Origin of the sequence: Shouchella tritolerans, assembly GCF_025770735.1 — a bacterium.
Classification (GTDB): Bacteria; Bacillota; Bacilli; order Bacillales; family Bacillaceae_D; genus Shouchella; species Shouchella tritolerans.
The window spans coordinates 109,731-124,454 of sequence record NZ_JAODPB010000004.1; the positions used below are offsets into that span (position 1 = coordinate 109,731).

Consider the following 14,724-nt stretch of genomic DNA (forward strand, 5'->3'; position numbering starts at 1 on the left):
TTAAATCCCCCCAATAAACCTTGTCTCATTTAGCACACGCCGTGGATCGATCCTGGCTTTGATGCCCTCGAATAGGAAAAAGGAATCTGGTTTGTCTCCCCACACATTGATGCTTTTCCGCAGAAAAAACGGAATATGCTTGACAATGACATAGCCATTAAGCTTTCTTGCAGTACCGCGTAACGCTTGAATGACAGCCTCCACGTTCCCGCTAGTACCTTGTAAGACGACGTGGCATAGGCCATGGCCAAAACCGCCGTGTCCATAAACAACGAGATTGTGATGTTGCTGTAGCTCTACGCATTCTTCCAGCACCTGAAGCACGTCGATGTTCTTCACGCCAATTTTTAATCCAACTTTCATCTCTGCTTGCTCAGCCGGCTCCCCAATGCCATTAGGGCTTATGCTCAATAGCCTGTTCCAAAAATCTCTAGCTTCTTCATAGCGGAAAATATGAACGTCTGTGTGCTTGGGCACTGCCTGTTTCACCCTATTTTCTTGGTAGATGACGGAGCTTTCTACATCCTCCAAGCTGATCGCTAACGCCCATCGTTTATGCCCGGTAAGCTGCTCCACTAACGAAGGGCTAATGAGTTCGAAAGCTGTAGGCTCGAGCGTAGAATCAAATTGCTGGACAACAAAAGAGCGCAGCTCATCCAACCGATTGTCCTGAAATGAAACAAAAACAAGGCTCTCGCATTTCGGCAAAGGGCGCAGCTTTAACGTAATTTCAGTAATTACACCAATTGTACCCATTGATCCAATAAACAGCTTATTCATATCATAGCCGGCAACATTTTTGACGACTTTCCCGCCAGTGCGGATAATGGTCCCATCTGGGTAAACCACTTTCAATCCGAGCACAATATCTCTCGCAGAACCGTAGCCCATGCGCTTGGGTCCGCTGTCATTGGAAGCGATTACACCACCGACCGTAGACAAGTGCGGCATCGCCGGATCAAGTGATACTTGCTGCTGATGCTTTGCTAAATAAGCCTGAAGTTCGTGAAAGGGTGTCCCCGCTTTTACAGTGACGACCATGTCCCCTGGAGAATGCTCTATGACACCGGTATATTTTGATAAAGACAAAAGCACATCATACGATTCCTTCAGACCGCCGAACCCTCGCTTCGATCCGTTGCCTTGAACCGATACCGTCTTGCCGTGATCGTGGGCAAACTTGAGCAAGCCTACAACTTCCTTTTCTGAGGTTGGATATACATGGACATGTCCACCATTCCCTAACCAACTGTCAGTAGAACCTGGTTCCATCACTAGATCAGGAAAGGCAGATTTTAAATCAGATAACATTACTGCAACACCTCCCTAATTCAATTAAATTGAGGTATATCTGGCTGCTATTCACTCGTGCGAAAACGGCGAGAACAACATTGGCTAAACGAGATGCAATCGCCCATTTCACAGTAACTAGTACAGAGAAAATCACGTTACATGAAATATACACGGCAACGCGGTCGCTGATGGATTGTTTTCGTTATAAACTTTCATTCACCTAATAACCATTGTATAAAGATAGACTTCGCCGCTTACCAATCCTTTCGTTCGTTATTTTGAACAAAATTCGTCAATTTGAACTTTCTATATACTATCGCATAGAATTGGGTTTCTGTCAATTGTCAAATGAATCATCCTTGTAGGCAGTTATGCATCATCGTTGTGATGAGATGACAGGGAGAGGCTATAAAGTGATCGATATACAGGCAATGGATTGATTTAGCGTCGTTTCTTTTCAATAACGCTTTCACCTTCCCCCATCTTTCTATTCTAGAAAAAAGGAACCTCTATAACAGCATAAAAGCTGTTATAGAGGCTTTTTCTTACAATTCCAGTCACCAGCTGCTTAAATATCCTTTAAATGCGGTAAAGTTCTATCATTCTTTTCTTGGCGCTCTCAAGAATATAGGAGAAGAAGGTTTCACCTTCTTAAACTTAAAAACCCCCGACACCAACAGTGCCAAGGGTTCCTCTCCTTAATAATTCTGCATGAACTGTTCCCGCTCCCACGGATGGACTTGCGTTCTAAACATGTCCCATTCGATTTCTTTCGCTTCTACGAAATGTTCTAGCGCATGTTCGCCGAGTGCTTTGACGAGCACTTCGTCTTTTAGGAGGCTGTCAATCGCTTCTTTTAATGTAGATGGCAAATCTTTGATGCCTTCATCAAGGCGTTCTTCTTTGCTCATGATGTAAATGTTGCGGTCCGTTGCTTCAGGCGGGTTGATTTTCTTTTTAATGCCGTCAAGGCCTGAAGCGAGCATAACCGCCATCGCTAAATATGGGTTCGCCGATGGGTCCGGGCTTCTCACTTCAATCCGGGTTGATACGCCTCGCGAGGATGGAATGCGGACAAGAGGCGAGCGATTCCGCATCGACCAGGCGATGTACACTGGCGCTTCATAGCCTGGCACCAACCGTTTATAAGAATTGACAATTGGATTGGTAATCGCAGTAAAGCCTTCGGCATGCTTAAGGATGCCGCCTAAAAATTGCATCGCTGTTTTGCTAAGTTGGCTTTCTGTATTTTTGTCGTAAAAGGCGTTGCCCTCTTGGTTGAATAGCGACATGTTCAAATGCATGCCTGAACCGTTGACGCCAAACAGCGGCTTTGGCATAAACGTCGCATGCAAGCCGTGCTTACGGGCAATGGTTTTGACAACGAGCTTAAACGTTTGGATGTTGTCGCATGTAGAGACAGCGTCCGCATATTTAAAATCGATTTCGTGTTGGCCTGGGGCGACTTCGTGGTGGGATGCCTCAATTTCGAAGCCCATATCTTCCAGCTCCAGCACGATATCGCGGCGACAGTTTTCACCTAGGTCTGTCGGCGCTAAGTCAAAATAGCCGCCGCGGTCGTTTAGTTCAAGTGTCGGCTCGCCTTTCTCGTCATTTTTAAAGAGGAAAAACTCTGGCTCCGGTCCAATGTTGAAATCGGTAAAGCCAAGTTCCTGTGCTTCCTTGAGGACACGCTTTAAAATCCCCCGTGGGTCCCCTTCAAACGGCTTTGGCTCCTCCCCTGGCTTTCCTGGTTGGTAAATGTCACAAATCAAACGGGCGACTTTCCCTTTTTCTGGCGTCCATGGGAAAACGACCCATGTATTTAAATCAGGGTACAAATACATGTCCGATTCTTCAATGCGGACAAACCCTTCAATCGATGAACCATCAAACATCATTTTGTTGTCAAGGGCTTTAGAAAGCTGATCGACTGGAATTTCAACGTTCTTGATCGTTCCGAGCAGGTCGGTAAACTGGAGACGGATAAAGCGGACATTGTTATCTTGAGCTTGGCGGACAATATCTTCTTTTGTAAACTTTGGCATGCGTGGTTTTTCTCCTCTCGTTTTTCATCTATGTAGAAAGGGGGATATCCCCTGTTCCCAAGCCATTCATCCACTCGTTCGTGAAAGGGTTGCAAAACAACGTAAGGCCCATTGGCTAGTCGTCTTCGTTGTTTCCTTGCCTCTTTCAGGTCTATCTTTTTTAGTATCGTACTAAAGGCTTATTTTGAAGTCAAGCACGGCCTGGCGCCTTACCCGATTTTGCGTCGTTACATCAAAATTTGCTCTCTTTATTTGCCTGATGGGCTCCGTTCGTCTTTTTCCCGAACTTTTTCAGTCATAAACGTTTTTTCACAAGCAGCACTGACCGCTAGCTTCACATGTTCATACGTGAGCCCACCTTGGATGTAGGCGGCATACGGGGGACGCAGTGGGCCATCCGCCGATAGCTCAATGCTTGCCCCTTGGACAAACGTACCAGCCGCCATAATGACATCATCCGCATAGCCTGGCATATAGCTTGGTTGCGGCTTCACATGAGCGTTGACTGGCGATGCTTGTTGGATCGCTTGGCAAAATGCCACCATTTGTTCGCCCGTTTTGAAATGGACCGCTTGAATCAAATCTGTGCGCCGTTCATGGGAACTAGGTCTCGTTTCTAAACCGAGTTCTTCAAGCAAAGCAGCGGTAAAAACAGCGCCTTTGACGCTTTGGGCAACAACATGGGGGGCAAGAAAAAAGCCTTGGTACATGTCTAAAAGTGTGCCTAACGTGGCTCCCCCTTCCGCGCCAATCCCTGGCGCCGCCAAGCGATAGGAAGCGAGCTCAATTGCCTGTGTTTGACCAACCAAGTAACCGCCTGTTTTTGCAAGCCCACCACCTGGATTCTTAATGAGCGAACCAGCAATGATGTCAGCACCAACGTGGCACGGTTCTTTTGTTTCCACAAACTCGCCATAGCAATTATCGACAAATACGAGCACTTCTTGTTTAATCGATTTGACAAACGCGATCACATCAGCAAGTTCATCGATATGGAATGAAGGTCGATCGCCGTAGCCTTTGGATCGTTGAATGCCAATCACTTTTGTTTTTTCCGTGATCGCCTCTTTGATCGCCTGCTTGTCCATGCGTCCTTCTCTTAATGGCACCATGTTGTAAGAAATGCCGTAATCACGAAGGGAGCCAGAGCCGTGTCCGCGAATGCCCACGATTTCTTCAAGCGTGTCATAAGGTTTTCCAGATATATAAAGCAGTTCATCGCCTGGACGCAACAAGCCAAATAGAGCTATTGCGATCGCGTGGGTGCCTGAGACGATTTGGTGCCTGACAAGAGCAGCCTCTCCCCCGAAGACATCAGCATAAATGGCTTCTAGCGTGTCTCTGCCCAAATCGTCGTACCCGTAACCAGTGGAAGGGCTAAAGTGAAAATCGGCAACTTGATGGCGGGCAAAGCTATCCATTACCCGTTTTTGATTGATTAAAGCAATCCCATCAATTTCTTGATGATGAGCCGCGATCCGTTTTTCAGCTCGGATGATTTTTTCTTGTATTTCTTCGTTGAATAAAAACTCTGTCACCATTTGTTCTCTCCTACTCTGCTGTCTCCTTTCTAGCTTACCATGTGATAAGCTAGAAAGGAAACGGAAAACGAAGCACCATAAAATATACACACAGGTAGTGTTACATAAAGCGTTTATGTTTAAACTGGAAATCTTCTTTTTTCAGCAGCTCCATCGCTGTTTTCGTATAATCGTTTTGTTTTAAAATCCGTACCGCTTGCTGACGGATTGCCTCTTCGACCATATTGCGGATGTAACGCCCATTGCTAAATGTCCTTTCCTGTTCAGACGCGACTTTGCGAATATGCTCACGGCATTCTTGCAAAGCCTCCTCCGACAGCATGTAATCTCGTTCTTTTGCCATCCCGATTAACATTTCCATCAATTCGTCAACATTATAATTGGGAAACGTGATCGAAATCGGAAACCGTGAAGGCAAGCCAGGGTTTAATGATAGAAAGTAATCCATTTCTTTTGAATAGCCGGCGATAATAAGCACAAAGTCATTGGCGTTGTTTTCCATCCCTTTCACCAACGTATCGATCGCTTCCTTGCCGAAGTCTTTCTCCCCACCTCGTGATAACGAGTACGCTTCATCAATAAAGAGCACGCCACCGCTTGCCTGCTTCAGCACTTCCCGCGTCTTTTGCGCCGTATGGCCAATGTATTCGCCAACTAAATCAGCACGTTCCATTTCCAGTAAGTGGCCCTTTGAGAGCACGTTCATTTCGTGTAAAAAAGAAGCAACAATTCGAGCAACCGTCGTTTTCCCTGTCCCTGGATTGCCTTTAAAAATCATGTGGAGTACTTGCTTTGTTGCTTTAAGCCCGCGTTCTTTGCGGCGTTCATTCACATAAATCCATGCGTAGAGCTCTTGGATTAACGCTTTAATTTCATCCAAGCCGATATAAGCTGACAGCTTCTGTTCAAACTTAGTCAGTACTTCATGCTTTTCTTTTTCTTCTGGAGAGACAAACCAGTCTGTGCTCGCTCGTTTTACAGGAACTTTATTTAATACGACATTGATTCTAGCGCTATTTTTCGTTTCAAGCGGATTGCTCACCGCATCTTCCCCCCTTCAGCAGCCTGCCTCAGGCGGCTCTTGCTTTGTTGCTACTATACGCAAAAAGGATTAAAAACGTGACAAATGCCCATCCGCTGGAAAGACGTTTCCCTTTTACTATATGGAGCAATGGTTCGGGCAAGTACTTCGCTTTGTAAAGCAAATGACTTATTATCTGTTCGTGACGGAGCTGAAGGGATTTGGTATAATTTTCTTGAAAGGGGTGCTTTGGATGGATGGGATTCAATGGGTAGAGCGCTTTACATGCGCTCTAGCTGACAAAGGGCGGCGGCCGTCGACCGTTAGGCGCTACCGCTATGATTTGCTTGACTTTTTCAAGTGGCTCGACAATAAAGATTTCCGCTCTATGGAGCAAACGGATGCAGAACGTTACTTTTATGAATTGGTTGAAAACCGCTCCTACCAAACACGGACAATCCGCCGCGTCGCTTCCGTGCTCCGGCAATTCACCGCCTTTTTAATTGCGGAAAAACAGTTGGCGAGTCATCCACTCCTAACCTATGACCCGCCCCCTTTAGAAGCTGAACCGCTTCAACCTCACGAATGGGTCAATACGAAGGAAATAGCTGCGATCTTGCGTTCAAGCCAAACAGAAGAAGGGTTGACGGACAATCAGCTGCTTGCAAGGCCACAACTGACAAAACGAAATTTTGCGTTGTTTTTGCTTCTTGCCCACTATGGCCTCACATTGCAAGAACTTTGCGATTTGCAGATGAATGATGTCAATTTTGTAAAAGGAACGTTGCTCATTCGAAGAGACAGTGGCCACGACCGTCAACTTGCACTTTGCCCAAAAAACGCCAAGCAGTTGCATGCTTATTGGACACTTATCCCTGAACCGGTACGGCCTCGTTTACATACGGACGATCCGTTGTTTGTCGCTTTTGATTTTACAAGACGCACTTACCATTGGTCCTATGAAAACGACGCGCCCAAAGCATTGACGGAAATTGCCCTGCAAAAAATGATCCGCACAGAAGTGGCGCGTGCTGGCTTGCGCAAAGGCATTTCCGCCCAGCATTTTCGTCATTCATTTCTGCTCAAGTTAATGCTTGCAGGGGAACAGTGGACAACGATTCAGCAAAAAGCAGGGCTAAAAAGCATGCTTTCCTTGCGGCGCTATGCCCTAACCGTCGAAAAAATGAACGTTGCTAGAAGGCAAGAACTTCTACCTACAGCTGTGGAAGCTGGGGCAGACTCCCGTCTAAGCAGCTCATAGCAAGCTGGCTTCATTGAGGCACACAGGCAATAGTTTTTTAAACAAATAAAAAACGGGATGAAAATGGATTGTTTTCATCCCGTCCTTGGAAAGAACCGTTTTCCCTCGTTGCTATACAAAAAAGCAGTTATACTTCCGCTTCATTTTTCAATTGAACATTTTTTTGCGGGGCAAATGTGGAAATGGCGTGCTTGTAAACAAGCTGTTGGCGGCCTTCTGTTTCTACAATAACGGTAAAGTTATCAAATCCCTTTACTTGCCCACGCAATTGAAATCCATTTAATAAAAAAACCGTTACCGGGATGGATTCTTTGCGCAATTGGTTTAAAAACTGATCTTGGATATTTATTGTTGCTTTCATGTTGGCTGACTCCTCTCTCTACATCGTTCCTTTACTCATTCGCCTTAAGCAAACCCTTTTCCTGCTAAAAAAGCGTGGACATAATCAAAAATTTTTGCTTTGGCCTCTGGCTCCTCCAGATTAAACCAGACAGCATCGCTCCGGTTTTTAAACCAAGTCAGTTGCCTTTTAGCATAACGGCGCGTATTGGTTTTCAGAGCTTCAATGGCTTCGTCATAGGTGCATTTTCCATCAAAGTAAGCATATAGTTCCTTGTAGCCAATCGCCTGAATAGCTTGGCCCTGGATTCCCCGTTGATAAAGCCCATGAACTTCTTCCAACAATCCTGCCTCCATCATGGCATCAACGCGGCGGTTGATCCGCTCATATAACGCCTGTCTTTCCATTTCTAAGCCAATTAGCGCATTGTCAAAACGAGGCCGCGCGAGGCCGTTCTCTTGTTCGGAAAATGGTTTTCCTGTAAGATGGATCACCTCTAAAGCACGGATAATACGGCGAACATTATTGGCGTGGATGGCTTCCGCTGCTTTCGGATCTGCTTTTGCTAGCTTCTCGTGGAGTGCTGCGTTGCCGAAACGATTGGCACACAATTCCATTTCTTCCCGGAATGAGGGGTCCGATGGCGCCTCGGCAAAAGACAATTCATGGGTAAGTGCTTGGACGTAAAGGCCCGTGCCGCCGACTAATAAGGGCCATTTGCCACGGCTACGAATGGAAGCAATCGCCAAAAGCGCTTTCTCTTGAAACATGGAAACCGTCCATGTGTCGCCTGGCTCAAGAATGTCAATTAAATGGTGGGGAATGCCAGCCATTTCTTCCACCGTTGCTTTTGCCGTGCCAATATCCATTGTCCGGTACACTTGCATCGAATCCCCGCTAATAATTTCAGCGCCAAACGTTTTCGCAAGTTCAATGCCAAGGGCTGTTTTTCCTACGGCCGTCGGGCCGACAATTGCGATGAGCGGGTCTCGCGTCATAGGCATCCTCCTTTCCATCCTAATCCATGCTAGAGTTCCATTACGCCGTATTGGAAAGTAGCGTGTTGCCTTCTGTTGACGGTAAAGCCAAAGCGGGCAAATTGCTCGCTTTGCCAGTGGCCCTTTAACACGACAGCACGCCTTGCCACCCGTTTAGCTTCATCAAGAACGGATTTTGTCAACGTCTCTGAGCAGGCAAAATGGCGCAGCCCTTCAAGTCCAGGCGAAGCAATTTTCGTCTCAAACATCGGGTCAAAATAAACAACATCAACGGATTCGTCTTTCATATGTTGAAAATAGGCCGCACTGCTCGTGTTCACAACGTTCACTTGCCGTAACGCCTGCAAGAACGCTTCGTCTCCTTCCTGCCACTCTTTTAAGCCTGTTGCCACAATATGAGCAATTGACTGACTCACTTCCAGCCCAGTTACTGTTCCTGTTCTGCCGACAGCAAGAGCAGCCATTACTGCATCCGCGCCCATGCCAAGTGTGGCATCGAGGACTTTCTCGCCCTTGCTCAAGCCGGCAGCGTCGATGAAAGGATCCGTTCCTGTTTTCTTCCACTGTTTATAGCGGATAAACGACGCATTTGGGTGGTAATAAAACGGGACTGCCTCATTATATTTGTAAAGGGTTAGCCGTTCTTTTCCGACGATGCACACATCTTGACCGTAAGCGGCAAAAAGCGCGTCAAGAGAACGGTCTTGACGCTCAACAAAACGAGCACCAAGTTTAGCAGCACATAAAGCTGCTTTTTCTTTTAAGGCATGGGCCTGTTTTCTTGCCGTCGTAACGATCACGTTTTGTCTCTCCTCTACATGACACGCTTAAACATTTTTTCAAGTTCGTACGTTGAAAAGTGGATCACAACCGGGCGGCCATGAGGACATGTATACGGTTCTTCACAACGGCGCAGCGTTTCCAGAAGTTGAAACATTTCATCCGTGCGCAAATGGCGATTGGCTTTAATCGCCGCTTTGCAACTCATCATAATCGCTGCTTCCTCACGCAATTGGCCAATGCTAATCCGTTTATTGTCCAAAAGTTGCTCAACCATTTCTCGTATCGTCGATTCTTCGTCGCCTTGAGGAAACCAAGTCGGATGGGAACGGACGACAAATGTATTTTTCCCAAATTCTTCTAAAAATACGCCAACGGCTTCAAGTTTTTCTTTCGATTCAGTCACAACAAGCGTTTCCCTTGTTGTCAGCTCAAGTGTAATCGGCACTAGCAAGTCTTGTGTTTGTCCTAATGGTTCAGCTAATTTTTGATGGAAATGCTCATATTTAATCCGTTCTTGTGCCGCATGTTGGTCAATTAAGTACATCCCTTGTTCGTTTTGGGCAACAATGTATGTTCCATGCATCTGGCCGACTGGATACAAAGGCGGCATCCCCCCTTTGGCCTCTACGTCATTGCCTTCAGGCGGTTCTGGCTCGATAACAGTTGTGTCCTCTTCCGTTGGAAGGGACTCGTCTACTGTTATTTCCGCCTGCTCATATGCATCCTCTGTGTTGGTTTCTACACGTTCATTTCGAGCAGGCACACTGGCATGGCCGCTTCTTACTTGTTCGATTTCCTGCTCTTGTGGCCGTGATGGCGACCAACTGTTGCCCATGCTTGTGCTTTCCTCTTGGCGATCAACTTGATTGTCGGCAGCAAGCTGGCGCGGCTGCTGCATCGTTTCGCGCACATGCTCTTTTTCTGGCTGTAACTCGTACGCTAAGGAGAAGGACAGCTGTTCGCTTTTTGTTTGAGCTGCGTTTTCTTTTTTCGGCTCAGGTATAAGCGTTTCTTCACTTAACGCCTTTTTAATGCTATCGACAATCATTTCACTAAGCGCTTCTTCCTTGCTCAAGCGCACTTCCAGCTTAGCCGGATGGACATTGACATCGATTAACGTCGGGTCCATTTCCAACTTTAGAACGGCAATCGGAAAGCGGCCAATTGGCAGCTTTGTGTGAAAGCCTTGTTGAATCGCTTTAGCCAACTTAAAGTTGCGGATGTAGCGCCCATTTATGAAAATCGACATATACTGCCTGTTCGCTCGTGTCAATTCAGGCTTAGCGATATAGCCACTTAGCTCGTAATCCAACGATGAACCCGTCATATGGACCATTTGTTCTGCTGTTTTGCGGCCATAGACTTGGGCAATGACTTGGCGTAAGTCACCGTTTCCTGCTGTTTTCAGCACGGTTTTGCCATCGCTGACATAGTGAAACCGAATGTGCGGGTACGCCAAAGCCATGCGGTTCATTACTTCGCTCACATGCCCCGCCTCTGTTAAAACCGTTTTTAAATATTTTAGGCGTGCAGGCGTATTGTAAAACAAGTCAGTGACGACAATGGTGGTGCCTTTGCGCGCTTCAGAAGGCTGCTTGTGGACGATCTCTCCCCCCTCAAGCTCGATTTGCATCCCTGCACTTCCTGTGCTCGTCTGCATATTTACACGGGAGACAGAGGCGATGCTTGGCAGCGCTTCGCCGCGAAAACCGAGTGTGCGAATCGTAAACAAATCGCGGTCCGTTTTGATTTTTGAGGTCGCGTGACGAGAGAAAGCCAATTCTAGTTCATTCGGCTCAATGCCTGTCCCATTATCAACAATGCGAATGGAAGAAAGGCCGCCTTCTTCAATTTCAACTAGAATTTGGCTGCTGTTTGCATCAATCGCATTTTCGACAAGCTCTTTGACGATAGAAGCAGGACGTTCAACGACTTCGCCAGCTGCAATTTTATTAGAAAGCGCATCGTCAAGCTGTTGAATAGCGGTCATCGTCTCCACCCCTTTTTACTTTATTACTTGTTTAGCTGCTTTTGCCACTCATTGATTTTTTCAAGCGCTTGTAGCGGTGTTAAGTGCAACACATCGACTTCAGCTATTTTCGCTAGTACCGAACGTTCTTTTTTTGTTGGCTGCTTTGGCTTTGTTTCATCATCAGCTGGAAATAGCGAGAGCTGCTGCGGTTCTTCGATGGTTGCTGCAGTTTCCGTTTTAGCGCTATCGATTGGTTGTTCTACCGAAGCACTTGTTGGTTTCCGTGGAATATGCTCCAACTCAGTCAAAAGCGCCTCTGCCCTCGTTGTTACCTGCTTTGGCAAACCGGCCAGTTCTGCGACATAAACGCCGTAGCTGCGGTCTGCAGCGCCTTCAATCACTTGATGGAGAAACACGACTGTCCCATTTTCCTCTACAGCCGAAACATGGACATTGCGTAACGTATGAAGACAATCAGCCAACCCTGTCAATTCGTGGTAATGGGTCGAAAAAAGGGTTTTAGCGCCAATGGTTTCATAAATGTATTCAATGATCGCCTGTGCGAGCGCCATCCCGTCATACGTCGAAGTACCACGGCCAATCTCATCAAGCAAAATGAGGCTGTGGGGTGTTGCTTTCACAAGCGCGTCTTTTGTCTCCAGCATTTCTACCATAAATGTGCTCTGTCCGCTTGCAAGGTCGTCAGCGGCACCAATGCGGGTAAAAATTTGGTCAAACAAAGGCAGCGTTGCTTCCGCGGCAGGCACATAGCTGCCAATCTGCGCCATGACGACAGTTAAAGCAAGCTGGCGCATATAGGTGCTTTTCCCGCCCATATTCGGCCCCGTAATTAACAGCATATCCCTGTCGCCCGTTAAATCAATGTCATTTTCTACATAACTGCCTCGTTTAATGACCGTTTCTACGACAGGATGGCGCCCGCCTTTGATGGCGACATCGCGACTTTCAGTGATGGTTGGCTTCGTGTAGCCGTTTTGTTCAGCAACAGAGGCAAAACCAGCGAGCACATCCATTTCGCTAATATCGGCGGCAAGCTTTTGCAAACTAGCAACATAGGCTTCCACTTGTTTACGGATATCAGCAAATAAACGGTATTCAAGATCGGCGAGCTTTTCATCGGCTTCCAATATGAGCGCTTCTTTTTCCTTTAGTTCTGGCGTTATGTAACGTTCAGCATTGGTGAGCGTCTGTTTGCGTTCGTAGCGGCCATCTGGCAGCATATGGGCATTGGCCCTTGTTACCTCAATGTAGTAACCAAATACACGGTTGTAGCCTACTTTTAATGAGCGTATGCCTGTTGCCTCCCGTTCCGACTGCTCGAGTTCTGCAATCCACTGTTTGCCGTTACGGCTTGCATCCCGGTAAGCATCCAGTTCTTCGTTATAACCGTCTACAATAAGGCCACCGTCCGTTAACGAGAGCGGTGGATCATCGACAAGGCTTTGATCCATTAAGGCCACCAAGTCAGCAAACTGCTCAGACTGCTTTAGCCAACGTCCGCCAAGGCCGGCTTGTTCCAGCGTTGCCTCGATCTCCGGAATGTTTTGCAGCGAGCGCTTTAATTGCACAAGCTCCCGTGCATTGACGCTGCCGTAAGCAATACGGGCTGCTAACCGCTCAATATCGTAAACGTGGCGAAGACAATCGCGCAATTGCTCCCGTTCAAAAAAATGTTCCAGAAACGCTTCTACCACTGCCTGTCTGCCTGCAATTGCTTGCTTGTCCACTAATGGCCGTTCAATCCATTGGCGTAAAAGCCTCCCACCCATTGCTGTTACTGTTTGGTCAATCACAGCAAGGAGGGAGCCACTTTTCTTTTTATCGCGCAATGTTTGGACTAATTCCAAATTCCGTTTTGCATGGACATCCATTTTTAAATAAGAATCGGCCGGATGGAAGACGACTTGTTGCAAATGGCGCAAGCTTTGCTTCTGGGTCGCTAGTAAATAATGGAGCATGCGCCCGTAAGCTCGTTTTAGCAATGGCTGTTGAATATGGTTAATAAGCCGCTCATATTCTTTAGGCACGCTCTCTTGTTCCTCATAGGAAACAACAAAACCTTGCTGTCCGGCAAGCTTCGCTTTCAGTTCTTCTTCGAGCCCAGCCGGCGCAATTGCTTCTTTAACGCCACTGGCTGCAATTTCTTGAAGAAGCTCTGCGCTCCCTCCTCTAAGCAATGTTACATCGCTTTCGCCTGTAGAAAGGTCGCAACGGGCGATGCCCCACGCGTCATCCCCTTCGTTGGCAAAGGCGAGCAAATAGTTGTTTTCTTTTTCCGCTAACAACTTGCTATTCATCAGCGTACCTGGTGTCAATACTTTTGTTACTTCACGCTTCACAACGCCTTTTGCTGTTTTTGGGTCTTCCACTTGCTCACAAATGGCAATTTTATACCCTTTATCAATTAGGCGGGCTATATATGAATCAGCCGAATGGTACGGAACACCGCACATTGGAATTCGGTCATCGCCTTGGCCACGGCCCGTTAATGTAATTTCTAATTCTTGGGCAGCTTTAATGGCATCATCATTGAACATTTCGTAAAAGTCGCCTAACCGGAAAAATAAAAAGGCGTCCTGGTACTTTGCTTTTATTTGCAAGTACTGTTTCATCATGGGGGTGTGCATTTGTGCCATAAATTGCCTCCGATATGTTGAAAATCTAATCGCTATTATACCATAGGAAGACAGTCGATTTCCTTGATTTTAACGGAAAAAAACCGGCTCTCCAAAAAGTGAGCCGGCTTTTTCTATCGGTCGATTTCTTCTTGTAAAAAGTTTGGATCGATTTGTTCAAATTCTTCGTCGCGAATTTCGCCAGTAAGTGAGTCAATCGGATATTCTTCAATCAGCCCTTGTGGATTGACCGCTACTGCCACTTTCGTTTCGCCAATGCATTCAACAATAAATTCCCGTTCGACTTGGACATCGACACTGCGGCCGTCCTCAGAAATGACTGCTTCAAGTGTATTCGGCTGCTGCACAGACTTCGCGTAAACTTCCAATTCTTCGGAAATCACATTGTCATCTTTCATTGTTAAAGGCACGAGATCGGTATAAGAAACCGTTTGAGTTGCAACGTCCGTTTTCGTGTTATTGGTATACGAAAACCATACATTAATGTCATAGCTGCCATTGACTTCGACTGTATCCCCACGCTTTTTTGCACTGTACGTGTGATTAATAATCCAGCAGCCGAGTATGCTTGACGGTGGCTCTGATGGACGGATATGATGTGTCGCTTCTGAAAATTTGCGCCCTTTGCCGCAGACAGCTTTCGTAATAATCTCGCGATAACTCGTTTCATTTTTTGAGTCAGCCATCGTGTACCTCCCATTTTTCATTTTGCCTATTGCAATAGACATTCGCCTTGTTTTTTACATTGCGCACATCCGCTGATCATGTTGTGCAACGCCCCTACGCCTAGACGTTTCTATACCAAGCTAT

Annotated in this window: 11 protein-coding genes; 1 reads left to right on the forward strand and 10 read right to left on the reverse strand. The window is 46.7% G+C overall.

All coding sequences use genetic code 11. The features are described from left to right. The 4 genes from N6H06_RS14710 to spoVK form a co-directional block, all read right to left on the reverse strand. Entirely contained in the window at positions 1 to 1,311 is a 1,311-nt protein-coding gene (locus tag N6H06_RS14710) for an FAD-binding oxidoreductase (protein ID WP_212953760.1), read from the reverse strand. 680 nt (positions 1,312 to 1,991) lie between these two features. Next, positions 1,992 to 3,341: a type I glutamate--ammonia ligase gene (gene glnA / locus N6H06_RS14715; RefSeq protein WP_062750590.1), complete on the reverse strand. Its 1,350-nt coding sequence runs from the start codon at positions 3,339 to 3,341 to the stop codon at positions 1,992 to 1,994. A 248-nt stretch (positions 3,342 to 3,589) separates the two neighbouring features. After that, on the reverse strand, positions 3,590 to 4,882 hold the full coding sequence (locus tag N6H06_RS14720) for a methionine gamma-lyase family protein (RefSeq protein WP_062750592.1): 1,293 nt from the start codon (positions 4,880 to 4,882) through the stop codon (positions 3,590 to 3,592). 100 nt (positions 4,883 to 4,982) lie between these two features. Continuing rightward, on the reverse strand, positions 4,983 to 5,924 hold the full coding sequence (gene spoVK, locus N6H06_RS14725; RefSeq protein ID WP_094427690.1) for a stage V sporulation protein K: 942 nt from the start codon (positions 5,922 to 5,924) through the stop codon (positions 4,983 to 4,985). 232 nt (positions 5,925 to 6,156) lie between these two features. Here spoVK and N6H06_RS14730 point away from each other — a divergent pair, with 232 nt between their 5' ends. Beyond that, the gene (locus N6H06_RS14730) at positions 6,157 to 7,164 is read left to right on the forward strand and encodes a tyrosine-type recombinase/integrase (protein ID WP_263707422.1); all 1,008 of its coding nucleotides are present in this window, start codon (positions 6,157 to 6,159) and stop codon (positions 7,162 to 7,164) included. Between the two features lie 127 nt (positions 7,165 to 7,291). On the opposite strand, the gene hfq is transcribed toward N6H06_RS14730, so the two are convergent. The 6 genes from hfq to N6H06_RS14760 form a co-directional block, all read right to left on the reverse strand. Beyond that, positions 7,292 to 7,525 carry an RNA chaperone Hfq gene (gene hfq / locus N6H06_RS14735; protein WP_062750598.1) on the reverse strand — a complete coding sequence of 78 codons (234 nt, stop codon included), beginning with the start codon at positions 7,523 to 7,525 and terminating at the stop codon, positions 7,292 to 7,294. A gap of 44 nt (positions 7,526 to 7,569) precedes the next feature. Beyond that, entirely contained in the window at positions 7,570 to 8,502 is a 933-nt protein-coding gene (gene miaA, locus N6H06_RS14740; RefSeq protein ID WP_212953769.1) for a tRNA (adenosine(37)-N6)-dimethylallyltransferase MiaA, read from the reverse strand. 29 nt (positions 8,503 to 8,531) lie between these two features. Further along, positions 8,532 to 9,302, reverse strand: a complete 771-nt coding sequence (locus N6H06_RS14745) for a class I SAM-dependent methyltransferase (RefSeq protein WP_263707423.1) — start codon at positions 9,300 to 9,302, stop codon at positions 8,532 to 8,534. A 14-nt stretch (positions 9,303 to 9,316) separates the two neighbouring features. Next, positions 9,317 to 11,275, reverse strand: coding sequence for a DNA mismatch repair endonuclease MutL (gene mutL, locus N6H06_RS14750; protein ID WP_263707424.1), 1,959 nt, complete (start codon positions 11,273 to 11,275; stop codon positions 9,317 to 9,319). A gap of 23 nt (positions 11,276 to 11,298) precedes the next feature. Further along, positions 11,299 to 13,914, reverse strand: coding sequence for a DNA mismatch repair protein MutS (gene mutS / locus N6H06_RS14755; protein ID WP_263707425.1), 2,616 nt, complete (start codon positions 13,912 to 13,914; stop codon positions 11,299 to 11,301). A 113-nt stretch (positions 13,915 to 14,027) separates the two neighbouring features. Then, positions 14,028 to 14,600, reverse strand: a complete 573-nt coding sequence (locus N6H06_RS14760; protein ID WP_062750606.1) for an outer spore coat protein CotE — start codon at positions 14,598 to 14,600, stop codon at positions 14,028 to 14,030. Positions 14,601 to 14,724 lie beyond the last annotated feature (124 nt).